Annotated in this window: 20 protein-coding genes; 15 read left to right on the top strand and 5 right to left on the bottom strand. The window is 38.3% G+C overall.

What is annotated here, in order from left to right; genetic code table 11:
• Positions 1–36: 36 nt before the first annotated feature.
• From I5515_RS02980 to I5515_RS02965, 4 genes are all read left to right on the top strand, one after another.
• Entirely contained in the window at positions 37–918 is an 882-nt protein-coding gene (locus I5515_RS02980; RefSeq protein WP_199964673.1) for a LysR family transcriptional regulator, read from the top strand.
• A gap of 208 nt (positions 919–1126) precedes the next feature.
• The gene (locus I5515_RS02975; protein ID WP_199964672.1) at positions 1127–2521 is read left to right on the top strand and encodes an L-cystine transporter; all 1395 of its coding nucleotides are present in this window, start codon (positions 1127–1129) and stop codon (positions 2519–2521) included.
• 147 nt (positions 2522–2668) lie between these two features.
• Positions 2669–3487 carry a PhzF family phenazine biosynthesis protein gene (locus I5515_RS02970; RefSeq protein WP_199964671.1) on the top strand — a complete coding sequence of 273 codons (819 nt, stop codon included), beginning with the start codon at positions 2669–2671 and terminating at the stop codon, positions 3485–3487.
• 122 nt (positions 3488–3609) lie between these two features.
• On the top strand, positions 3610–6372 hold the full coding sequence (locus tag I5515_RS02965; protein ID WP_199964670.1) for a M16 family metallopeptidase: 2763 nt from the start codon (positions 3610–3612) through the stop codon (positions 6370–6372).
• Positions 6373–6433: 61 nt separating this feature from the next.
• Here I5515_RS02965 and I5515_RS02960 read toward each other — a convergent pair whose 3' ends face one another.
• Positions 6434–6817 carry a DUF3144 domain-containing protein gene (locus tag I5515_RS02960; RefSeq protein WP_199964669.1) on the bottom strand — a complete coding sequence of 128 codons (384 nt, stop codon included), beginning with the start codon at positions 6815–6817 and terminating at the stop codon, positions 6434–6436.
• A 103-nt stretch (positions 6818–6920) separates the two neighbouring features.
• Between I5515_RS02960 and I5515_RS02955 the strand changes: the two genes are divergently transcribed.
• Positions 6921–7553: a hypothetical protein gene (locus tag I5515_RS02955; protein WP_199964668.1), complete on the top strand. Its 633-nt coding sequence runs from the start codon at positions 6921–6923 to the stop codon at positions 7551–7553.
• A 35-nt stretch (positions 7554–7588) separates the two neighbouring features.
• Here I5515_RS02955 and I5515_RS02950 read toward each other — a convergent pair whose 3' ends face one another.
• Complete coding sequence (locus tag I5515_RS02950) at positions 7589–9052, bottom strand: CYTH and CHAD domain-containing protein (RefSeq protein WP_199964667.1); 1464 nt, start codon at positions 9050–9052, stop codon at positions 7589–7591.
• 165 nt (positions 9053–9217) lie between these two features.
• Here I5515_RS02950 and I5515_RS02945 point away from each other — a divergent pair, with 165 nt between their 5' ends.
• The 6 genes from I5515_RS02945 to rapA all read left to right on the top strand — a co-directional run bounded on the left by I5515_RS02945 (position 9218) and on the right by rapA (position 16189).
• On the top strand, positions 9218–9601 hold the full coding sequence (locus I5515_RS02945) for a DUF962 domain-containing protein (RefSeq protein ID WP_199964666.1): 384 nt from the start codon (positions 9218–9220) through the stop codon (positions 9599–9601).
• 115 nt (positions 9602–9716) lie between these two features.
• On the top strand, positions 9717–10328 hold the full coding sequence (gene thiE, locus I5515_RS02940; protein ID WP_199964665.1) for a thiamine phosphate synthase: 612 nt from the start codon (positions 9717–9719) through the stop codon (positions 10326–10328).
• Between the two features lie 42 nt (positions 10329–10370).
• Entirely contained in the window at positions 10371–11669 is a 1299-nt protein-coding gene (gene hemL / locus I5515_RS02935) for a glutamate-1-semialdehyde 2,1-aminomutase (RefSeq protein ID WP_199964664.1), read from the top strand.
• A gap of 62 nt (positions 11670–11731) precedes the next feature.
• Positions 11732–12436, top strand: coding sequence for an acyl carrier protein (locus tag I5515_RS02930; RefSeq protein ID WP_199964663.1), 705 nt, complete (start codon positions 11732–11734; stop codon positions 12434–12436).
• Between the two features lie 132 nt (positions 12437–12568).
• Complete coding sequence (locus I5515_RS02925; protein WP_199964662.1) at positions 12569–13207, top strand: RluA family pseudouridine synthase; 639 nt, start codon at positions 12569–12571, stop codon at positions 13205–13207.
• A 144-nt stretch (positions 13208–13351) separates the two neighbouring features.
• Positions 13352–16189 carry an RNA polymerase-associated protein RapA gene (gene rapA / locus I5515_RS02920; protein WP_199964661.1) on the top strand — a complete coding sequence of 946 codons (2838 nt, stop codon included), beginning with the start codon at positions 13352–13354 and terminating at the stop codon, positions 16187–16189.
• Positions 16190–16246: 57 nt separating this feature from the next.
• Here the strand turns inward: rapA and I5515_RS02915 are convergent, their stop codons facing one another.
• Together I5515_RS02915 and fabR are read right to left on the bottom strand one after the other, a co-directional pair.
• Positions 16247–17263, bottom strand: a complete 1017-nt coding sequence (locus I5515_RS02915; protein ID WP_199964660.1) for an AI-2E family transporter — start codon at positions 17261–17263, stop codon at positions 16247–16249.
• A 166-nt stretch (positions 17264–17429) separates the two neighbouring features.
• Positions 17430–18125 carry an HTH-type transcriptional repressor FabR gene (gene fabR / locus I5515_RS02910; protein WP_199964659.1) on the bottom strand — a complete coding sequence of 232 codons (696 nt, stop codon included), beginning with the start codon at positions 18123–18125 and terminating at the stop codon, positions 17430–17432.
• Positions 18126–18266: 141 nt separating this feature from the next.
• On the opposite strand from fabR, the gene I5515_RS02905 reads away from it, so the two are divergent.
• Positions 18267–19334: a ferredoxin reductase gene (locus I5515_RS02905; protein ID WP_199964658.1), complete on the top strand. Its 1068-nt coding sequence runs from the start codon at positions 18267–18269 to the stop codon at positions 19332–19334.
• A gap of 12 nt (positions 19335–19346) precedes the next feature.
• Positions 19347–20441 (top strand): fatty acid desaturase family protein, encoded by a 1095-nt coding sequence (locus tag I5515_RS02900; protein WP_199964657.1) that lies wholly within the window; start codon positions 19347–19349, stop codon positions 20439–20441.
• 45 nt (positions 20442–20486) lie between these two features.
• Here I5515_RS02900 and I5515_RS02895 read toward each other — a convergent pair whose 3' ends face one another.
• Positions 20487–21188, bottom strand: coding sequence for an SIMPL domain-containing protein (locus I5515_RS02895; RefSeq protein WP_199964656.1), 702 nt, complete (start codon positions 21186–21188; stop codon positions 20487–20489).
• Positions 21189–21653: 465 nt separating this feature from the next.
• Between I5515_RS02895 and I5515_RS02890 the strand changes: the two genes are divergently transcribed.
• Both I5515_RS02890 and I5515_RS02885 read left to right on the top strand, forming a co-directional pair.
• Entirely contained in the window at positions 21654–23027 is a 1374-nt protein-coding gene (locus tag I5515_RS02890; RefSeq protein WP_199964655.1) for a diaminobutyrate--2-oxoglutarate transaminase, read from the top strand.
• Between the two features lie 2 nt (positions 23028–23029).
• Complete coding sequence (locus tag I5515_RS02885) at positions 23030–24562, top strand: pyridoxal phosphate-dependent decarboxylase family protein (protein ID WP_199964654.1); 1533 nt, start codon at positions 23030–23032, stop codon at positions 24560–24562.
• Positions 24563–24725: the final 163 nt, after the last annotated feature.

The raw sequence follows: 24725 nt of genomic DNA, 5'->3' as shown, positions 1-24725 counted from the left end.
AATATGATAGTTGGTATCTTGTTTTGAGATAGCATTATGTTGCTTAAGTCTCTAGAGTTTTTTTTAGCAGTCGCTGAGAGCGGAAGTTTTTCTATAGCGGCACAAAAAATGTATACGGTTCAATCGAATATCACGAGCCATGTAAAAAAACTCGAAGAAGAATTAGGGGTGATTTTATTAAATCGCCATAATCCAGTGACTTTGACTAATGCAGGGCATCAGTTGCAAACTTATGCCGTTCAAATGCTTGCATTACATCAGAAAGCAAAAAAAATCTTTCAAGAAGGTGGTATTGATCCTGAGGAAAAGATCAAACTTGGAAGCATGGAAACAACTGCTGCAATACGTTTGCCACAATTGCTAAACCAATGCATGCAGCAATATCCGACTTTACCTATTGAGCTTCAAACTCATCCAACAGGTCATTTGCTGAATGCTGTACATGGGGGAGAATTGGACTGTGCTTTTGTGGCATCTAAACATTCCATTCCCGAGTTGTATAGCATTCCTGTGTGGCATGAAGAGCTGGTTCTAGTTTGTCCTAAGCAACAAGAGAGCTTTCCAGAAAAAGCGACTCTAGCAAAAACTAGATTTATTGCATTTCGACAGGGTTGTTCATATCGACATGCAATTGAACTTTTTTTAAATGATTCTGGAATTCCGCCTTCACAAATTATGGAAATGGGAAGTCTTGAAGGAATCGTGAGTTGTGTAGAGTTAGGTGTTGGTTTTGCTTTATTACCAAAATCGTATCTTTCGAAAATTACAAATAAAGTGTCAGTCAATTGTTTTGGGCTAAATACGGACTCTGCTCATTTCACTACATATTTAGTTGCCCAGTTACCAGAAACATGGGGAACCAATTTAAAGCAGTTTATTTATTTTATTGAGCAACAATATGAATTAAAGGTTGCTTAGGTGGTGGTTGATTTTTATGCATAAATATCCTACTTAATCTATGAATTAAAAGTGATATATATGTATTTAAAAGTCATTTTATATTCTCACGCAGGTTTGTAATCATCTTGAGGCTATAAAATTGTTGAAAAGGGTAGTTTATATAGGCCGGCTATGGTCAAATATGCCCCCTTGAAAGATGACACAAGCAATAATTTGGAGTTTGGGAATGAATATACCCTTAATCATCAATATTGTGGTTTTTGTCGGGTTAATATTTTTACTCGCCCAAACACGTAAAACTGACTGGAGCTTATCAAAAAAAGTTCTGGCTGGCTTAGTTCTAGGTGTAGTGTTTGGTTTAGGACTACATTTGATTTATGGCGGTGGCCATCCGATTCTTGCTGAATCTATTAGCTGGTTTAATATCGTTGGAAATGGCTATGTAAAACTTTTACAAATGGTCGTCATGCCTTTGGTATTTGTGTCTATTTTGGGAGCGGTTGCAAAATTACACCAAGCCTCATCTTTAGGCAAAATCAGTTTTTATACGATTGGTACTTTATTATTTACTACCCTGATTGCTGCACTCGTAGGGGTGTTTGTTACGAATCTGTTTGGTTTAACTGCGAAAGGTTTGGTACAAGGTGCCGCTGAAACCGCACGTTTAACAGCCATTAATACAGATTATGTAGGTAAAGTTACCGATTTAAGTGTACCGCAATTTATTCTTTCTTTTATTCCAAGTAATCCATTTGCTGAATTAACTGGTGCAAACCCAACTTCAATTATTAGTGTGGTTATTTTTGCGGTCTTTTTAGGTATAGCAGCGCTAAACCTAATGAAAGATGATGTAGAGAAAGGCCAGCGTATTCTTACGGCTATCCAGACGTTACAGTCTTGGGTCATGAAGTTGGTTCGTTTAGTCATGACGCTTACACCGTATGGTGTTTTTGCGCTTATGACCAAAGTTGTGGCAAGTTCTAATGTGGCAGATATCTTAAACCTAGGTGGTTTCTTGGTTGCGTCGTATTTGGGTTTAGCCATCATGTTTGTTGTACATGGCATCATTTTGACCCTGACAGGTGTTTCTCCGCTTAAGTTCTTTAAGAAAGTTGCGCCAGTTTTAACGTTCGCATTTACCAGCCGTTCAAGTGCTGCAAGTATTCCATTGAGTATCGAAGCACAAACTCGTCGTTTAGGTATTCCTGAATCTATTGCAAGTTTCTCTGCTTCTTTTGGTGCGACAATTGGTCAAAATGGTTGTGCGGGCCTGTATCCTGCCATGCTTGCAGTAATGGTTGGGCCAACGATGGGAATTAACACACTAGACCCTATGTGGATTGCTTCGTTAGTTGGTATTGTGACCTTAAGTTCAATTGGTGTGGCTGGAGTAGGTGGTGGTGCGACTTTCGCTGCGCTGATTGTTCTTCCAGCTATGGGTTTACCTGTGACTTTGGTTGCGCTGCTTATTTCAATTGAACCGTTAATTGATATGGGGCGTACTGCGTTAAATGTAAATGGTTCAATGACTGCTGGTGTTGTTACCAGTCAATTAATGGGTCAGACGGATAAAGAAATATTAAATAGTGAAGATGAAATTGAGTTAACTCAGCATCATTAATAGTTATTATTAAACGGCTCATTCGTCTCTGGATGAGTCGTTTTTTTATGTGTAAATTGCGACTGTGATGCTAATTTTAAAAAATCTGTGTCTGTTTATATTTTAAAAACTTGAAGAAAATAAGTTAATTTAAAAGAGTTGAATATCATGAAAATGTATCAAGTCGATGCTTTTACAAAAGAGTTATTTCGTGGCAATCCTGCGGCTGTCATTGTTGAAAAAGAATGGCTAGATGCAGATTTAATGCAAAAAATAGCACTTGAAAATAACTTGTCTGAAACTGCTTTTGTAAAAATCATAGACTCTGAAAACTATGAAATCCGTTGGTTTACTCCAACAGTTGAAGTCGATTTTTGTGGGCATGCCACTCTTGCCAGTGCTTTTGTGCTATTTAAAGATTTTACCGAAAAAAAGACCATTAATTTTCATGTACAAAACTTAGGTCTTTTTGTGGTTCATCAAGATGAAGACGGCAAAATTAGAATGGATTTTCCAATTCGTAAAGCTCAGCAAGTCGAAGATTATCCAGCTATTTTACGTCAAGCTTTAACCAAACCCTTTAAAGCGGTTTATCAAAATGTTCAAGGGTATATTGTTGAATATGAGTCAGTGCAAGATGTATTAGACGAGCAGCCAGACATGAACTTGCTCAAAACTTTAGGCAAGTTACGTACTGCTGTGACAGCAAATGATATGGATGTTGCAATAACATCAAATACAGATCAGCAATATGATTGTGTCTCTCGTTATTTTGCGCCTGTCGCGGGTATTGATGAAGACCCTGTTACAGGGTCAATTCATACGGCTATAGCACCATTATGGGCAGAAAAGCTTGGGAAAAATAATATTGTGGCTTATCAGGCTTCTAGCCGTGGAGGCGTTTTATATTGCAATATTCTTTCTCAGGAACGTATTGAAATTTCAGGATATGGGAAACTTTATATGCAAGCTGAAATTTTTCCTTAAAATAAAAAGCCGTTTAAATAAACGGCTTTTTTTTCAAAACTTTACTATGAAAGTCAGTTTAAATTTCCTACTATAGTCCCACAACTATTGATTTTTTATTATTCAAATTAATTGGTATTTATATGTTTATGCAGTTTAAACAACTGACTCTCTCCCTATGTATTCTTGGTTTAAGTGCTGCGTCTTGGGCACAAACCACACTAGTAAAAAGCAAGCAAAATATTGAGGAATATAAATTAGATAACGGTTTTCGGGTTGTACTTGCGCCGAATGACAAAGAAAATAAAATCTTTATTAATACCATTTATTTAACAGGGTCATTAAATGATCCGCAAGGCAAAAGTGGTTTAGCTCATTTGCTTGAACATTTGGCTTTTAAGGGGACAAAGAATGTTAAAGGGGAAGAGTTCCAACGTCGTTTAGATCAATATACGTTGATGACGAACGCAAGCACAGATTATTATTCGACCAAATATACCAATATCGTTCGTCCTGAAAAGACTGCACTCAACGAAGTGTTGTATCTTGAATCTGAACGTATGGATAAATTAGTTCTACAAGAAAAATTCGTTCCTTCTGAAATTGAAATCGTAAAACGTGAACGCGAAGTTCGTATGGATCAGCCCTTTGCTGTTTTGATGGATCAAATGTGGAAGTCAGCTTATGGTAATCAATATTTAGGTCGTTTACCGATTGGTGATTTACCTGAACTTAAATCTATTAAAATGTCTGAACTAGACCGCTTTTATCGTAGCTGGTATGCGCCGAACAATGCCGTTATGGTCATTTCAGGTAAGTTTGATAAAACAGACGTCTTAAAAACAGTTGATCAATATTTTAGTCCAATCGCAGCGCGTGAAGTTCCGAAGCCTGTACAGATTCCTGTGCTCGACTCTGCAAAAATAAAAGATCGTCAGTTTGTGGTGAAAAAGGGGAGTGATCTGGCTAAATTCCATATCTATATGAATGGTAAAAATACCAAAATTCAGCCGACCCTCGCGTTAGCTCCTTTGTTATATACCATGCAACCAAGTGGTCATTTATATCAGAACATGGTTGAAACAGGCATTACCACAAATGTTGAGGCGAGTACTTGGTTAGACCAAGATTTTAATGTTGTGTTTCTAGGTGCTATTTATGCACCAAGTAATGACCCTAAAAAAGTTGAAAGCTCTTTACTAGAGGGTATTGAGAAAGGGAAGCCTTTTACTGAAGTTGAATTAAATCGTGTTAAAAGTTTAATGAAAACACAAGGCGATTTAGTCAATAAAGATGCGGTAGCACTTGGTTCACGCTTGAGTGATTACACTGTTGCTGGTGGGCAATGGGATCAATATTTTAAAGACTTAGATTCAGTAGAAAACGTTAAGTTAGATCAAGTGAATCAAACTTTAAAACAGTTCCTCATTTCGGATCATCGTATTGATGGTGATATTTTGCCAACACCTGAAGATCAGAAAAAAGCTCAACAGCAAAATTCAAAAGAGGCACCTAAAACTCTAGATAAAGTTGAAGCAAAGGCAGAGCCTTTAAAGGACCCGAAAGCCTATCGACAAGAAGTGACAGAGTTTTTAAAAGCTTCAAAACAGTATGCAGAAAGTAATGAGAAAAAGATTACCCGTGGAAAACTGAAAAATGGAATGAAGTATGCTTTATTCCCAGTTGAAACACGTGATGATCGTACGTATGCGACGATTACGATGGATTTTGGGACGGAAAAATCTTTATTTAATAAAGGTACGATAGTCGATTTAACCTCATATTTATTACTACGAGGTTCTGATAAATACAGTTTGCAGGATATTGCTGATAAATCGATTGATGCAGGCGGAGCTGCTTATGCTAGTGCCGATGGCAATGGCATGACGATTAACATTCAGTCTAAATCAGAAAAATTTGATGAATTTTTCAAGTTTGTTCTTGATGTCATGAAAAATCCGAAATTTGAGAAATCTCAATTTGATTTAATTAAATCGCAGAGTTTATCAAGTCTTGACCGCCCTTATACTGAACCAGATGTGGTGGCTGGCTTAACACTTTCGCGTTTGCTTGAAGAATATCAACCGGGTGATTTGCGTTATCACTTTGAGCCGGAACTGGCAAAACAACAATTGCAAAATGCCACTCAAGAACAAGTGAAAGAACTGTACGAGAATTTCTTTGCAATGAATCATGCTGAAATTGCTATTACGGGCAAGTTTGATGCGAAAAAAATGCAGAAATTACTGAATCAAGAGTTTAGTGGTTGGAGCAGTAAACAACCTTATCAAAAAATCTTGATTGATCATGTTGATTTTCCAGCGCAGCAAGTTCATGTTTTATCTGAGCAGCGCGAATTTGGTAGCTACCAAAGTGTGCTCGCTCTACCTGTCGGAAAAAATCATCCTGATGCATCTGCGTTAATTTTACTCAACTATATTTTAGGTGAGTCTCAAATCTCATCACGTTTAGCTCAAGAGCTTCGTGAAAAAAATGCATTGGTTTATGGTTTTGGAAGTGGTTTGCAGCTTGATCGTGATACCAATGTTGGGGCCTTAAGTATTAGTGCAAATTATACTTCGGGGCGTTCAGCGCAAGTTTCTGCATCAATACATAAAGTGTTGAATGATTTATTGAAAAATGGTGTGACTGAGCAAGAACTTGAAGCTGCGAAAGCAGATATCATGAAGAAACGTGTTACAGCATTAGAAGATGAGCGTAGTATTCATGGGATGTTAAATCTTCAGCTTGAGTCTGATAAAACATTACAAGACCGTGTTCGACATGACCAAAACTTGACTAAACTGACTGTTGCAGACGTAAACACAGTCATTAAAAAATATATTAAACCTGAACATTTAGTTGAGGTTATGGCTGATCAATATGGTCAGGCAGCAAAAAAATAAAGTCTTCGTTTAAATAAAAAGCCACTCAATTGTGGCTTTTTATTTGGGTATTTAAATCATATTAATGATCATGTTTGTGTGCGTGAAAATCTTCATTTTTACGGAAACGTAAATAATTTTCGAACTGTTCACAGTACTCATCAAAGTTATCTTCAAGCATCATTTGAAATTGTTGCACAAGATAAGACATGACTTGATCTTTAGCATTACGCATTTCATCGCCATCTTTAAAATTATTTGCTGCTACCCATGTGTTAAAACGGGCGCTAGCAAACAACATTGCTGCGCTCACTTGACCACGCAATTCGGCTGGATCTGGTTTCTCACCTTTTGGCGGGCGACAAAAATCATTCGCTTGTTTGATAAATTCATCCGCACGCTCAAAGAAAACCGCATTTAAAGCTTCTTCTTCAGTAACATCTGTTGCATTAATCTTTTGAGACATGACTTATTTCCGCAAAAATAGAACTGCTTATTATAGGCAAAGCCTTGCGGAAACAAAACCTTTGGCTTAGTCTGTAAATAGCCTAAGTATCGGAAGGTTTAATATGCAAGATGCAATCGCGATTCAAAGTCTAAAAACGGATATTGCTTTATTACGCCAACATATTTTTCCACCGCAATATTTAGAGCATGTCGAAGGCCTACCGATTTATTACGGTTTGCAAGAAGAAGTCAAAACCTACTATCAACAATGGCAAGGGTTAATTGAAAGGGCACAAGAGCTTTTTCAGCCGTTTATGGAAGATGAATTACCAGATGCCATTCATTTACCAAGCCATTTAAATTTACCGCTGTTCTTTTTTCATGTAGACCGAATTCGAATTAATAAGACCCGCGCGAAAGAATCTAAAACTTTTCGCGGTGTAGCGAGCTTAATTGAAAAATGTGGGCAGTTCGAAACAGACCAGATTTTTACGATGCAAGAATGGTTGCAGAGCGATGATACGGCGGCGCTGGTTGCCCACCGTGAGTTCATCGACTTAAGAACTTATGTGTTCCAACATGGGCAAAATGAATACACCCGTTCGCGGTTTTATACGAATGGTATTGTGTTAGGCGTTGAGCCACATTTTAAGTTAGTTGATGCGCGTGAGAAGCCAAGAAAGCAGCGCAGTGATAGTTACAATGACCCATTAGCTGATAATGGGGTATGGAAAATATTTGGTAAGTATAGATAAAAAGTCGCTGCACGTTTACAGCGACTTTTATTCAATTACCAGAAAGTTTCGACCTGACTAAAATTGTGTAAAGCCTTTGCCGATTGCTTTTGCAAATAAGGTTGTTTCGCTTTTACCCAGCCTAAGGCAAACCAGAATGACTGATCTTGTTCGACTGCTTTATTAAAAATATCTTCAGCAATAAACAAATCGTTATATTGACCCAATGTATTTTGTACAGGTTGTAGCTGTTTTAAATATTGCTGTACTTTTTTATTAGGATAGAGACTCGAAATAAACTCAACACAATAACGTAGCTGCTTGGCTTGTTTTCGTATTTGATGTTGCTCGATGATTTCAAGTTCAGAGAAAAGTTCGGCATTTTTGATTACTTTATGATGTAGCTTATCTAGACTCTTATTAATATGCTTTTTAAGTTTACTGTTTTTAGCTTTAGAGTTTTGTTCTGAATAAGCAAAAGCTAATAACTCTAGTAAAAGCTTAATGGTGTCTGAAGAAGTAAATAGAGCCGAGAGTTCTTTAAATGACTGTGTCGAAACAGGAAGTAAAAGCTCTGGTGCCCCATGTTGTTGAATGATAGGTAACACTTCGGTACGAATTGCATCTATGTCACGAGTGTCTCCAAGCTTGCGGAAAAGCTCGGCAATTTGTTCTTCCCAAAGCGGGTTTATTTCGTTTGACCATTCTGAAAAATGTTTAAGCGCACTACGTAAACGGCGCAAACTCACACGTGCTTGATGAATATGCTCAGGTTCTGCAATACCATCGGCAATAGCAGCCATATTGGGTAAGAATTGTCCTAAACAATTATCGATGATTTTTTTTAGAGCTTGTTCAGCTGTAATATTTTTATCTAAATTTAGTGCTTTTGAATGAACAGCGGGTGAAACTGCTTGTCTTAGCGCCAATAAATTACCACGCTCGGCTTTACTTCTTACATCAAGCCAAAGCGAGTAACGATTAATCCATTGCTGGGCAAATTGAATAAGCGTTTTGACTAAACCTTGCTTGAGTTCAAATTCGACTTCACAAATTACACTTTGTGTATCTGCTGTTTTTACGACGCCATCATCTAAGCAAACTTCAATAGCCGTATCATCTGCTTCAAACACATGATAGGTACGCTGTACATCAGTCTCAAACTGCAAGCTTAATTTTTCAGCTTGTGTTCCTAAAGCTGCATTAATTAAATCAGTTACGACTTTATTGTCTTGATATAACTCAAGGTTTAAGTCAGGTTCCTGTTCACATTGGCCTAAGTGAACTTCTTCTTCAACACGATGTAGGTGGCTTTGACCAGCGGCTTTAAATGTTTGTACCCATTGATCATCTTCTTTACGTAAACGTAAGGCCATGCCATTTTTTGCGAGCAAACGATCGGGAGTGTCGTAATACTTTGCCTGTAAGTGAATATTTTGTGCTTTATGCTTTTTTAAATATTGCTGGACAGTTTTTTTCTTCGATTCAGGTAACTGAAACTTAAGCTCGACTTCAACCATAATGTAATCTCCCTGAATCAGGTATTTAAACTATCTTTAATCAGTATAATAGTTTAGAGAGAGAAATAATGATTTTGATAGAGAAAGTTACAATCAAACATATGACGCTAGGCTTTTATTTAGGTGTACAATCAGTTAAGTTTTGATCAAATAAAAATCAGGAAGATGATTGTGAATGCACCAATAAACTTTAATCATGAAGCTCAGCCAGAGTTTGAGTTACCTATTAAAAACTATCAAGAATTTTATCATTTTTATTTAACTGAACACCGCAATATCATGAGCAGACGCTTGCATGTAGTCGGTAGTAGCATTGGTCTATATTTCTTTTCAAAAGCAATTCGTAAAAAACAAGCCAAATATGTGCTCTATGGTTTGGTAGCGGGTTACGCAAATGCTTGGGTGGGGCATTTTGTATTTGAAAAAAATAAACCTGCGAGTTTTAAGCAGCCTTTTTATAGTTTTATTTCAGATTGGCGAATGTTGTCTGATGTTGCACGTGGCCGTTTGAGTTTGATTGATCGCAAGCACGATAAAATTCCGAGTTAATTTTACTTTCTATTTTAAATATACCGATTGGTACTGGTAAACCTATATCAATCGGTACTTATGATGACCTATAAATCCGTTATACTAGCGAAGTTTTTAAAAGCGAGAGTAGAGTATGCGCGGTTTATATCTCATTACCAATGATGACCCAATCCAACTATTATTAGAAAAAATAGATGCCGCGCTCGCAACTCGTCAGGTCGCAATTTTACAGTACCGCCGTAAGAAAGTAGAAAAAACCGACCAACCTGCTGAAGTCGAACAGATCAAACTTTTGTGTGAAAAATATCAAGTTCCCTTTGTCATTAATGATGACCTAAAACTGGCTGCTCAGTTTGGTTTAGGTGTGCATTTAGGCCAAAGTGATGGTGAAATTACGGATGCAAAATCACAGTTACCACATGATGCCATTATTGGCCGTACTTGCCTAAACTCATTAGAACTTGCCCAAAAAGCAATTGCAGATGGCGCAACTTATATTGCCTTTGGTGCTGTCTATGCGACCTCTACAAAACCTGAAGCAGGTAATGTTGGAATGGAAGTCATTAAACAAGCAGCAGCTCAATATGATTTACCAATTTGTGCAATTGGTGGTCTAACTGTAGAAAATTCAAAGCCTGTCATTGACGCCGGAGCTGACCTCTGTGCAGTCATTAGTGATATATTAGGCCGATCAACTGCTGAAATTCCTGCCCGTGTACAGGCCTGGGCACAATTATTTTCTTAAGCTTTCAAAATTATTTTTTAGATATTTAAGACGAGCATTTCCATGAGTTTATCTCCAAAGCAAGAACAGTTATTTAAACAAGCCAGCAAACACATTCCTGGTGGTGTGAACTCTCCAGTACGTGCCTTTAATGGCGTTGGAGGAACACCAGTTTTCATCGAGAAAGCGAAAGGTGCATATTTGTGGGATGTAGATGGTAAGCGCTATGTTGACTATGTAGGTTCATGGGGACCTATGATTTTGGGCCATGCTCATCCAGAGATTATTAAGGCTGTGCAAACTGCTGCTGAAGATGGTTTAAGCTTTGGTGCGCCAACTGTTCATGAAACAACGTTGGCAGATATTATTTGTGAAATCATGCCATCTATTGAATTAGTACGCATGACTAACTCTGGTACAGAAGCGACTATGACCGCTATTCGTTTAGCGCGTGGTTACACTGGCCGTGACAAGATTGTGAAGTTTGAAGGTTGTTACCATGGTCACTCAGACTCGCTTTTAGTAAAAGCAGGTTCAGGCTTACTCACTTTAGGTGAAGGTGAGCCGACTTCAAAAGGTGTTCCAGTCGATTTTGCTAAACATACTTTAACGCTTCCTTACAACGATATTGCTGCATTAAAAGAATGTTTTGTGAAGTTCGGCCATGAAATTGCTGGTGTCATTATTGAACCAGTCGCAGGCAACATGAATATGGTGAAACCAATTGATGGTTTCTTACAAGCCATTCGTGATGTATGTGATGAATATAAATCTGTATTTATTATTGATGAAGTAATGACAGGTTTCCGTGTTGCTTTAGGCGGTGCGCAATCAGTATATAACGTTAAGCCAGACTTAACGACTTTGGGTAAAATCATTGGTGCGGGCTTACCTGTTGGTGCATTTGGTGGTAAACGTGAAATCATGGAATGTATCGCACCTTTAGGCGGCGTATACCAAGCTGGTACTTTATCTGGCAACCCACTTGCTATGCGCGCTGGTATCGAAATGTTTAAACATTTACGTCAACCAGATTTTTACAGCAACTTATCTGCTCAACTTGAAAAGTTGCTTGTAGGTTTACAAGCAGCAGCAGATGAAGCGGGGATTCCGTTTAAGACTCAGCAAGCTGGCGCAATGTTCGGTCTTTACTTTACCGATCAAGAAGATATTACGAGCTTTGATTCTATGTTGGCGTGTGATATTGAAGCTTTCAAAAAGTTCTTCCATGGCATGTTAAAGCGTGGGGTAAACTTGGCACCTTCAGCATTTGAAGCTGGCTTTATTTCATCTGCACATTCAGATGAAGATATTGCGTTTACGATTCAGGCTGCAAAAGAAACTTTCGCTGAAATGAAGTAAGCAAAAAAGCCCGTTTAAAACGGGCTTTTTAATTTGAACCATTTTTATATTTGCAGAGAACAATGTTTTATCCTTTACCTCGAAAAATCCAATTAGCAGCAAATACTTCAAATTGGCCGATTGAGTCTACAGAAAGTATTTTGCTATTGGTTGGACTAAATGAGCTTAAAGCACTACCTGATTGGTTTGGGCAACCATTGGCGAACTATTTAGACCTATTGAGTAAACGTGCTCAGTCTCTAGATATTCCAGTCATTTTTATTGATACATCTCAGCTTCAGCAAACCATGTTGCAGCTTGGTCAAAGGCTGTCAGCAAACAGTGAAGCCCAAGTGACAATGGCAGGGTATTTGTCACCTCTTTTTAAACAAGTCATGCAGCTCGTTTTGTCGATTACAGATCAGGTCTGTGTGGTAAATGATGCAATCTTGGCAGGTAATTTAGAGCAGCATATCCAGTGGGTTGAAAAGATCAGTTTTGACCATATAAAACATTTAAATACGCAGAACTTAATCCGCTTATGGTCTTTAAGTGCGCCGTCTGAATATATTCTCTCGGATAAAGGAATTTTATTGGTCATTGCTGAACAGGTTGGGCGGCATCCTATGGAAATTCACCCTGAAATTGATTTACGAAACTATGGATTAACTCAATCTGCGGTGAATTATCTGGTCGACCTATGGCGTGTGAACGGTGCGAGCCTAAGTGCTGAAGAGGTGATGCAAGCACCTACATTGCAACATATTATGCATTTATTGAAGCATTGACTCACTATAGACCCGAAGTGCTCCATAATATTTGCAAATTATGTTGTTAATTTACCCGAACGGCATTGTAATTCGGACGTAAGCTTTTTATTATTGCCCGCTTGTTTTTCATCTTACCTTGGGAATATAACTTTGAGTGATTTTCTAAGTGAACATCTGATCTATCGTGATGATGATTTTATGGTGATTCATAAACCTTCGGACATCTTGAGTGTTCCTGGTAAGGGTGATTTACATGATAGCGTTTTGACAAGGTTGGTTGCGATTGAGCCTAAAACTTTGCTTATTCACCGTCTAGATCGAGACACTTCAGGTATTTTGGTATTTGGTTTATCTAAGCGTGGTCAAAGTACCATTGCGCGTCAGTTTCAAGACCGTCAGACTTCAAAAATATACGAAGCATTGGTTGCGGGTCATTTAGAGGGTGAGGGGACTGTAGATATTCCTGTCATTTATGATCCAAGCCGACCACCTTTACATATTGTCGATGCTTCTCACAACAAGCCTGCTTTAACCCATTGGCAGGTGCTAGAAAATTTTCAGATTCAGGGGCAACCTGTAACTCGTGTGAAATTAACACCAATTACGGGTCGATCCCATCAACTCCGTGTCCACATGCAATATCTTGGGCATCCAATTGTAGGTGACACGCTGTATGCAACACCAGAACAGCAACTTGTTCCGCGTTTGTGTTTGCATGCCAAACAGTTAAGTTTTAATCATCCTGTCACATCAGAAATATTAACTTTTAACTGTCCTGTACCGTTTTAATGTAAAAATTTTAATGCGTGATTTTTTGTAGCAAACTCATTTAATTGGTTTTTGCTTCAAAATTTTGCTTTAAAGACTACATAAAAAGATGCAAAAATAAGCTAATTTGCATCGTACAATATGTAGTGCGAACTTGAGAGAAAGGTGGAAAAATTGCAGCAGTATGCTATTGGTCAACGTTGGCTATCAGACACAGAAACTGAGCTCGGTTTAGGTGTGCTTATTGATGTAGATGAAAGATCTGTCAGCATTTTATTCCCCAAAAGTGATGAGACGCGTGTATATGCACGTAATAACGCTCCACTATCTCGTATCATCTTTAACACAAATGATGAAGTTCAAGATCAGGAAGGCAAGAAGTGGATTGTTGAGTCTGTTGAAGACCGACATGGTGTTTTGCGTTACAACGTTGTTCGTACATTAGAAAATGGTGAACAAGATCGTAAAGCGTTGAATGAAACACGTATTGGCGCTCAAATTCAGTTATCGAAACCTTTAGATCGTTTGCTTGCAAGTCAGGTCGACTATAAAGAGTGGTATGACCTGCGTATTGAAGCGATGCTCATGCAAGCACAAATGCAGAATAGTCCTCTACGTGGTATGGTTGGAGCGCGTGTTGGTCTAATTCCGCATCAGCTTTATATCGCACACGAAGTTGGTAAACGTTTTGCACCTCGTGTTTTACTTGCCGATGAAGTGGGCTTGGGTAAAACAATTGAAGCTGGCTTAATTATCCACCAACAGCTTAAAACTGGCCGCTCAGAACGAATTCTTATTTTAGTCCCTGATTCTCTACAGTATCAGTGGATGATTGAAATGCGCCGTCGTTTTAATTTGCAATTCTCTCTGTTTGATTTAACGCGCACCGCATCTATTAAAGAACATGATCCAGAACTTAATCCGTTCTTAACTGAGCAATGCATTATTGCCAGCGTTGACTTAATGGTTGACCATGATGATTTGCGTGAGCAAGCAATAGAAGCTGGCTTCGATTTGCTCGTGGTCGATGAAGCACATCATTTGATGTGGAGCGAAGAAGAAGGCGGTAATGATCGCTACGATTTAATCGAAGAGCTGGCTGAAAATACGGCTGGGGTATTATTGCTTACTGCAACCCCTGAACAGCTTGGTGTAGAAAGTCATTTCGCACGTTTACGTTTACTTGATCCGCAGCGTTTTAGTAGTTTAGAGCGCTTCTTAGATGAAGAAACTCAGTACCAGCAGACTGCAAAAATTGCAGAAGTACTGATGTCTGATCAGCCTTTAGCACCTGAGCATTTATCTGCTTTAGAGGGGTTGTTAGGTCATAGTATTGAAGACCAGCCAGACCAACGCTTCAGGGCAATTCATGAATTATTAGACCGTCATGGTACGGGCCGTATTTTATTCCGTAATACGCGTGAAGCAATTCAAGGCTTCCCTGGGCGTGATTGTCAGCCAGCACCATTACCAGCACCAGAAGATTGGTCAAAAGATGGAAAACTGCGTGAGCAGATGTGGCCTGAAGAAGCACAACTTGATGGTTCATGGATGCAAAATGACCCACGTGTGCTATGGGTAATGGAAATTCTGCGCAAAGATCTCAAGCATAAAAAAGTGCTTTTAATTGCGCGTAGTGGACCGGTTGTTGAAGCTTTAGAAAATGTATTGCGTTTGCATGCAGGTATTCGTACAGCAATGTTCCATGAAGGCATGAGCTTACTTGAGCGTGACCAAGCTGCTGCTTATTTTGCTGAAGAAAGCTATGGGGCACAAATTTTACTGTGTTCGGAAATTGGTTCTGAAGGCCGTAATTTCCAATTCGCCAGTGATCTAATTTTATTTGATCTACCAGCTAACCCAGATGTTTTAGAGCAACGTATTGGGCGTCTAGACCGTATTGGTCAAGAAAACCGTATTCAGATTCATGTGCCATATCTTGTGGGAACAGCTCAAGAGCGTATGTTCCGTTGGTACAACGAAGCACTTAATATTTTCAGCAATATTTCGCCAACAGCGCAAACGCTGCAAGAAAACTTTATTGTTGAATTAAAAGATTGTTTGCTTGCAGACCAAGGTCAAACATTTGAAGATTTGCTTGAAGAAGTGAATGTTCAACGTCAAGCTTTAGAAGCTGAACTTCAAGCTGGTCGAGATCGCTTACTTGAATATAACTCATGTCGTCCAATTGTGGCGCAAGAGATTGTTCAAGCGTTAGAAGATTATGATGACAATACAACGCTACCAATGTTTGTGAAGCGTTTCATGTCATCAACCAATATCGACTTTGATGAGCAAAGTAACGGTACAGTAATTATTCGTCCAACAGACCAAATGCAAGTGCAAGGTTTAGCGTTAGACGAAGAAGGCATGACTGCTACGTTCTATCGTGATCAGGCTCAGCTTCGTGAAGATGCTCAATATTTAACTTTAGAGCATCCATTCATTGAAAGTGTAATGGAAATGATCCGTACGCAGTCATTTGGTAGTACCAATGTTGCCGTACTCAAATCTAATGCATTGAAGCAAGGTTCTGTATTAATTGAAGTGTGGTTTAAAGTTGATGTGGTGGCACCTAAGGCATTAAATTTACCATCGAGCTTACCTAAGCAGTTAATTCGCGTATTGTTAAGCGAAAATGGTCAAGATTTGTCTGAAAAAATTGATCCAACAATTTTAAAACCTTATTTACATCACTTAGATGGCAATAGCTGTCGTCAGGTGGTTAAAGCTCGCCGTGATATCATTGAGGAACGTTATAAACAAGCGTTGGATATCGCGAAAGTTGATTTGCCTCAGCTTCAGCAGCAAGCAAAAGAACACTATGGTAGTAAATGGCAATATGAAATTGACCGTTTAACTTATCTAAAACAGTTCAACCCAAGTATTCGTCAAGATGAAATTGACCGGTTACAAAAGCTTCAAAAAGAAGGTTTGAGCTTGCTTGAGGGTTTAACTGTTACACCAGAAGCAATTCAAGTATTAGTTGTGGTTAAGCCATAATTAACTCAACATAAAAAAAGCGCCTAAAGGGCGCTTTTTTTATAGATCAATTTAAAATTAGATTAGACCAGCATCTTTTAGTTCTAATTTTAAATATGCATAGAAAATTGGAGCTGCGATTAAGCCACTTAAACCAAAAGTTGACTCAAAAATTAACATTGCCAATAAAATTTCCCATGCATTGGCATTAATTTTATGTCCAATAATTTTGGCATTAATAAAATATTCTAACTTATGCACCAATACAAGGTAGAGCAGAGCAACACCTGCTAGACCAAGCGACACTGTAAGTGCAGCAATAAAGGTAAGCGTATTTGAAATTAAATTTCCTAAAATTGGAATTAAGCCAAATAAGAAAGTAAGAATGGTTAAGGTTTTGGCGAAAGGTAGGTGCACGCCCCAAATCGGTAATAGTACAAACGCAAATAATATAAAGAGCAGTGTATTAATTGCTGAAATTTTAATTTGGGCAAACACTACATTTCTAAAAGAAATTGATAGTTTTTGAATACGTTGAATGAGTAAAGACTTAAATACGGGCTGTGGTGCACGGCGATGAAAGCCATGGATTGCCACCAAAATACCAATAATAAGGCCCATAATCATGGTTACAAAGTTATGTAAGACATCAGAACTGGCATTTTTTAATGTAGTCACGTTATCTTTCATAAACGCGAAAATTTCATCTTTTAATTCGGTCACGCTATCAGGAATATAACCTGGAAGATATTTGCCAATTTCAGCCTGTAAATGTAGTAGTGTCTGATCAACTTTATTGTTGATATTGTGGACGCCTACACCTTTTAAATCATGAACTACAAAGCTAATTAAACTTGTAAAGAAAAAGACGATAAGTGAAACCGTAATAATACTTAATGCAATACTAATAAAAATGCGGGCTCTTTGGCCATCAATATAACGTTCGACAACAGAGCTTAAACTAATAATAATTTCATAAATGAGAAAGCCTGCAAAAAAACTTGCTAATAAATGCAAGGGGATAACCGAAAGCAAAAAAATGCCCATCAGAATATAGCTTGCAATCAGGCTTTGACGATTACTCAAACTTTGCATGTGAATCCCTAAATATCGTGGGGAAATATGGTATGTATCGCTAGAATAATAATTACTTATACTCTTGCATGTTGGTTGCTTCAATCTATGAAGTATCTTTTTATCAAGAAATAGGTATATTTGTATAAAAATGGCTTGCCAAAATGCAAACCATTTTATGTGGAATTTATCGTATTTTTGCTTCGTCTAGATGACGGGCACCTTCTAAAATCATTCTTATCATGATCATTGTTTGTTCAGCAACTTCCGCACGTTGATGAATTGGAAGGTCAATTACTTTGGCACCCATGTGAAACACAAGTTGCGTAATTGCTTTTGCAACGAGTTCAGGATGGTATAGGTGATTGTTATTTAAGCGCTCTAGACGAATTAAATCTTCTTGTAGTTCTTGCTGAAAAAAGTTTAATTGACGATCAACAGCAGCTTTGTAAGAAGTAGAGCCTGTAAAACCTTCGCGTAGTAATAAACTTAAATTACCTTCATCGGCATCAAGTTGCTGAAGAAAAATATCGACAGAACTGCGAATAATGCTTTCTTGTAAGGAGGCACGTAGGCGAGCCTGCCTGATAATTTTACGTAAGACAATACCAGCTCGGTCAATGAGAGAGATCGCTAATTCATCAATATCTTTAAAATGTCGATAGAAACTATTTGGCGCAATTCCAGCCTCTCGTGCTACTTCACGTAAACTTAAAGAGGCGATACTCTTTTGCGGGCCAATTAGATTTAGAGCAGCCTGAAAAAGCTCTTCTTTAGTAATAGTCGCTTTTCTTCCAACAGAACGCGTAGCTGTTTTAATTTCAATGACATCTTGTGTTAATGGTGTGTCATTCAGGCTCTGAGAAAGTGAAGATTGGGTCATGCTGTTCAATATATTTGTAAACTCTCAGGATTATAGCCTTAGAAGGGGGAACTTGTGAAATTGTAATTAAAAGTACGGGTGTATATACAAATATATATACATGTGTATAATAATTAAAAAAGAGCGACAGAGCCTCCAGCTATGCAAGTAATCGAAAAGAGAAATTCTCTATTCAATTCATTGACACAAGCCATCTTTGATAAAGAAACGGCTAACTTCTGGCTACAAAAAGTTAATCCTTTATGGTCTCTAAAACATGGGCTTGTTCAAATTGTAAAAAAAGAATTTGTCACTCATGACATGGTGAGTCTTACACTAAAATGTAACCGTTTAGTGAAAATAGGTGTTGCTGGTCAGCATCATCCGGTCATTGTCGAAATTGCAGGCCGTCGTTATGAACGTACTTATAGCTTGACTCAAATTGACGAACAACATTTACGTTTAACGATTAAAAAAGTGGCTGATGGTATCGTCAGTAACTGGTTTATGACTGAAAGCCAAATTGGCGATATTTTTGAGCTTGGTCAGCCTTATGGCGACATGCAACAAAATATCAAAACACCGAAATTAATTATGCTAGCTGCGGGTAGTGGTATTACACCAATGTTGAGCTTAATCACTGCAATTAAACAAAGCCAGCAGTTTGATAAAGTTCAAGTACAACTTTTGTATTGGGTAAAGCAACGTTCGGATGCAGCTTTTATTGAATACTTTCAAAAAGTTGCAGAGCAATTCCCAAATTTTAGTTATCAGATTTTTTATACGCAAGAAACACCAAATGATGAACGTTTAAATGCAGAACATTTAGCATTAGTAGAAGATTTGGAAAATAGTACCGTATATGCGTGTGGGCCTTCCGGCTTCGTTTCAACAGTGGAACAGCTTTTTGAAAAAGCACCGACTGTATTAACGGAAGCTTTTAGCTTAACTCGTGATAGTACGGCTGAAGTTGGTTATGTAAATGTCACATTAACCCAGTCTAATAAGGTCATTGCAATTCCAAAAGGCCAATCAATTTTGGTGAGTCTGGAGCATGAAGGCCTTAAACCAACACATGGTTGCCGTATGGGAATTTGTAATAAGTGCGTTTGTAGTAAAGCTCAAGGCTCTACACGTAACTTACTTAATGGTAGTGAAAATACCGAACCAAGCCAATTACTCAAAATTTGTGTGAACTCAGCACAATCTGATCTAGTTATTGATCTTTAAGAGAGAACTTTTATGAATATGCCAGTGAAAGTCGAATATTTTAAAAATCCTAAAAATCGAGATTTGACGCCAGCGGAACTTGACGCATTTGCAAAAGAACTCGATCAGATCAAACAAGAAGTATTGGATGATTTGGGTGAGAAAGATGCTAAATATATCCGTCGTGTCTATGCCGCAGTTCGCTATAGCAGCTTTTTGGGCCGCGCATGTTTGTTTGCAGGTTGGTTCCCCCCGGCATGGGTTTTAGGAACAGGTCTATTAGGCTTTTCTAAAATTATGGAAAACATGGAACTTGGTCATAATGTTATGCATGGCCAATATGACTGGATGAATGACCCAAAATTTAATGGTCAAACTTACGAATGGGATACCGTCGGTACTTCTGATAACTGGCGTCAAACGCATAACTATAAACATCACACATATACCAACATTAAAGGTATAGATGATGACATTGGTTATGGTTTACTTCGCTTATTCCCAGAGCAACGTTGGAAGCCTGGTTTCTTGCTTCAACCCATTTATAGCATTCCATTTTGTCTATTGTTCCAGTGGGGCGTAGCGATTCAGAATCTTGAAATAGGTCGTGTTCTTTATAAGCGTAAAACCAAGGCTAAATTTTTAGAAGAGTTAAAACCAGTGAATAAAAAGATTGGTACTCAACTCTTTAAAGATTATGTCTTTTTCCCATTAATTGCGGGTCCAGCAGCTTTACCTGTATTTACAGGAAATCTGGTTGCGAATGGTCTTCGTAATATCTGGACGTTTACGATTATTTTCTGTGGTCACTTTACTAAAGATGCAGAAGTATTTCCAAAGTCTGTTTTACAGGAAGAAAGCCGTGGTCATTGGTATATGCGCCAGATTCGTGGTTCTTCAAACTTAAAAGGTTCAGAAGCATTACATATCTTAAGCGGACATTTGAGCCATCAGATCGAGCATCATTTATATCCTGATGTTCCGGCACGTCGTTATCGCCAAATGGCTCCAAAAGTTGAAGCTGTATGTAAAAAATATGGTCTGAACTATAACAACGCAAGTTTGACTAAACAGTTTGGTCAGGTTGTAGGCCGTATCTTGAAATATGCCTTACCATTTAAAAAGTAAATAAAAAAAGCCCTGATGAGTTCAGGGCTTTTTTATGAAAAGAAATTATTTAAATTGAATTGAACCGTTTGCATTTACAGTGATTTTAGATTCACCAGCCGCCATGTCTTGAGCTGGAGCCGCTTCGGCAGCGGCAAACTTAGCCATACTTGCTCGCATTAAAGGTTGCGGGAAATAGTTGTTAGTATTCAAGTTCAAGTTAACTAGCGTGTATTGGCTTTTATTCCATGCTTGAGTCAACATTTGAGCGCGCTGTTGAAAGTTCTTAGACGCTTCGACCATCAAATCATTTTCAACTTTTTTACGTTGTTCATCTGAAACCGTAAAATTAATTGATTGAGTTTGGAAGCTTTGTTGTAATTCATTTACTAACTGGCTTGCTGCTTTAAAGTCTTTACTTTCAAGGCGAATTTCAGCACGGCCACGCCATTCTTTTAGTTTATTACTATCGTTATCGTAAATTGGATAAGTACTTTGTGCACCTGTTTCCACTTTTACTTGCGGATATTTACGGGAAACGGCAAGTGCCTGATTCATCAGTTGATTAATTTGATTTGAAAGTTCGGCTGGTTGTTTGTTACTTTTTTCAATATATAAAGTTGCATGCATTTCATCATTAGAAACTTGTCGAGAAGCTTCAGCTTGTACATTCACAATATTATAGTTCAAGGCATTACCATCCTGAGCAAAAACCAAAGGGCTAAGGAGAGAGCCTAAAAGAAGGGTTGAGACAGCTAAAGTACGCATAATTTTTCCTTTAAAAATTAATATAAATTTAATTTTTTTCATTAGGAAATGTTAAACATAAGTTATGCATAACTTTTGCAGATTTTGTGGCGTATTTGTAATATTTAGATCAGTTTTTTTAAATTTTGGTAAATATAAATTCTTATAAAAATAAAGACTTAAAAGTAAAGTATGTCAATGTAACTTAAAAAAGCAAAGTAATATAAAAAAAGAATATTTTCTTTAGGTTGTCACATAGTATGATGATAATTCATCATAACTATTGGGATGATACATTTTTTCAATAAGTTTAGATGAGTAAAGTACATAAAAGACGTTTTTTTTCTTGTAAAATTAGGTATCATCGCGCTCCTAGTTAAAAGATATAAAATAAGTGTCTTTACTAGTTCTATAAAGCACCGAGTCAAAGGACCAAAAGTCACCAGACTTATTTCTTTCTACCCCTATCAGAGATGGTAATCCGATATGAGCGTTACTTCCGTTAACCCTGCCACTAATGCTACTAACGAATATTATTTGACTCGCCAAAGTCAAATGGAATCAAATGTTCGTAGCTATCCACGTAAATTACCGTTAGCGATAGCGAAAGCACAAGGATGCTGGGTTACTGATGTTGAAGGTACAGAGTACCTTGATTGTTTAGCTGGGGCAGGTACATTGGCTTTAGGTCATAATCATCCTGCGGTGATTCAAAGTATTCAAGATACATTGGCAAGTGGTTTGCCATTGCATACTTTAGACTTAACCACACCTTTAAAAGATGCATTCACTGAAGCATTGTTAGCATATTTACCTGGTGGTAAAGAAGAATATTGCTTGCAGTTCTGCGGTCCTGCTGGTGCAGACGCAACTGAAGCAGCAATTAAACTTGCTAAAACTTACACTGGCCGTAGTTCAGTGATCAGTTTCTCTGGCGGTTATCATGGTATGACCCATGGTGCGCTTGCTATGACTGGTAATTTAAGTGCAAAAAATGCAGTTAACGGTTTAATGCCAGGCGTACAATTCATGCCATATCCGCATGAATACCGCTGCCCACTTGGTTTAGGTGGTGAAGCTGGTGTTGACGCTTTAACTTACTTCTTTGAAAACTTTATTGAAGATGTTGAAAGCGGTGTAACAAAACCGGCTGCTGTTATTCTTGAAGCGATTCAAGGTGAAGGCGGTGTAGTTACAGCTCCAGTAAAATGGTTGCAAAAAATCCGTGAAGTGACTGAAAAGCACAACATCGTTTTAATTTTAGATGAAGTTCAAGCTGGTTTTGCACGTTCAGGCAAAATGTTTGCATTTGAACATGCAGGTATTGAACCTGATGTTGTTGTAATGTCTAAAGCAGTAGGTGGTGGTTTACCACTTGCAGTATTAGGTATTAAACGTAAATTTGATGCTTGGCAACCTGCTGGTCACACGGGTACTTTCCGTGGTAACCAACTTGCTATGGGTACTGGTCTTGTCGTATTAAAAACGATTACTGAACAAAACCTTGCTCAAAATGCGCAAGAACGTGGTGATTACTTACAAGCTGAATTTAAAAAAATGGCTCAAGAGTTTCCATGTATCGGTAACGTGCGCGGTCGCGGTTTAATGATCGGTGTTGAGATCGTTGACGAGCGTAAACAAGCTGATCGTATTGGTTCGCTTCCTGCAGATTCGCAATTAGCTGCTGCAATTCAAACTGCTTGTTTCAACAATAAATTATTGCTTGAAAAAGGTGGTCGTAACGGTACAGTAATTCGTTTACTTTGCCCGCTTATCATCACTCAAGAAGAGTGTGTTGAGGTAATTGCTCGCTTTAAGAAAGCAATTGCAGAAGCATTGGTTGCAGTACGAGGCGCATAAGTATGGTGGATTTTGCAGAACATCGTAAAGCGTTACTCTGCAATGATGCACAATCCATTGCTGACTATGAGTCAGCAATGGGTGAAGCGGTAAAAGCCGTTTCAGCATGGTTGCAAAATGAGAAAATGTACACAGGCGGTAGCATTAAAGAATTGCGTTCAGCAATTTCTTTCCAACCTTCAAAAGAAGGTATGGGTGTACAGCACTCGCTTCAACGTATGATTGAGCTTTTCTTAAATAAAAGCTTGAAAGTACATCACCCACATTCATTAGCACATTTACACTGTCCGACCATGGTGATGAGCCAAATCGCGGAAGTGTTAATCAATGCAACTAACCAGTCTATGGACTCATGGGATCAAAGCCCTGCAGGTTCATTGATGGAAGTTCAGCTGATTGATTGGTTACGTCAAAAAGTAGGTTATGGTTCTGGTCAGGCGGGTGTTTTCACCTCTGGTGGGACACAATCTAATTTGATGGGTGTATTGCTTGCTCGTGACTGGTGCATTTCGAAAAACTGGAAAGACGAAAATGGTAAGCCATGGTCTGTACAGCGTGATGGTATTCCAGCTGAAGCAATGAAAAACGTCAAAGTTATTTGTTCTGAAAATGCACACTTCTCTGTGCAAAAGAACATGGCAATGATGGGTATGGGCTTCCAGTCAGTTGTTACTGTTCCTGTGAATGAAAATGCACAGATGGATGTTGATGCTCTTGAAAAAACGATGGCGCATCTTCAGTCAGAAGGTAAAGTTGTAGCTTGTGTAGTTGCAACAGCTGGTACGACTGATGCGGGTGCAATCGACCCATTGAAGAAAATCCGTGAAATTACGACTAAGTATGGTTCATGGATGCATATCGATGCGGCATGGGGCGGTGCATTAATTCTGTCAAATGACTATCGTGCAATGCTTGACGGTATTGAGTTATCTGACTCGATTACCCTCGACTTCCATAAGCATTATTTCCAAAGCATTAGCTGTGGCGCATTCTTGCTAAAAGACGAAGCGAACTATCGTTTCATGCACTACGAAGCTGAATACTTGAACTCTGCTTATGACGAAGAGCACGGTGTACCAAACCTTGTTTCTAAGTCATTACAAACGACTCGTCGTTTTGATGCATTGAAATTGTGGATGACAATCGAATCACTTGGTGAAGACCTTTATGGTTCAATGATTGACCATGGTGTAAAACTTACTCGTGAAGTTGCAGATTACATCAAGGCAACTGACGGTTTAGAGCTGTTAGTTGAGCCACAGTTTGCTTCGGTATTGTTCCGCGTTGTTCCACAAGGCTACCCAGTTGAGTTTATCGATAGCTTAAACCAAAACGTAGCGGACGAATTGTTTGCACGTGGTGAAGCAAATATCGGTGTAACGAAAGTAGGCGATGTACAGTCATTGAAAATGACCACATTAAGCCCTGTTGTGACATTCGAAAATGTTAAAAACCTTTTAGGTCAAGTATTGGCTGAAGCTGACCGCATTAAAGATGCGATTGCTTCTGGTAACTATGTGCCACCAATCGACTAATTGAGTTGATACCAAAAAAAGCCCGGTTTATTACTGGGCTTTTTTATTACAGATAATTTTATTCAAGATGTGTATGAGTAAATGAATATATGCACAAACCATGCATATTTTTCAAAAACAAAAATAATTATGCATGATCTATCTTATGCAAATTTCTTATTGT

The sequence above is a fragment of the Acinetobacter calcoaceticus genome (assembly GCF_016508255.1).
Classification (GTDB): Bacteria; Pseudomonadota; Gammaproteobacteria; order Pseudomonadales; family Moraxellaceae; genus Acinetobacter; species Acinetobacter calcoaceticus_E.
The sequence above is the reverse complement of the archived record's forward strand: the minus strand, read 5'-3'. Positions and strand labels throughout refer to the sequence as shown.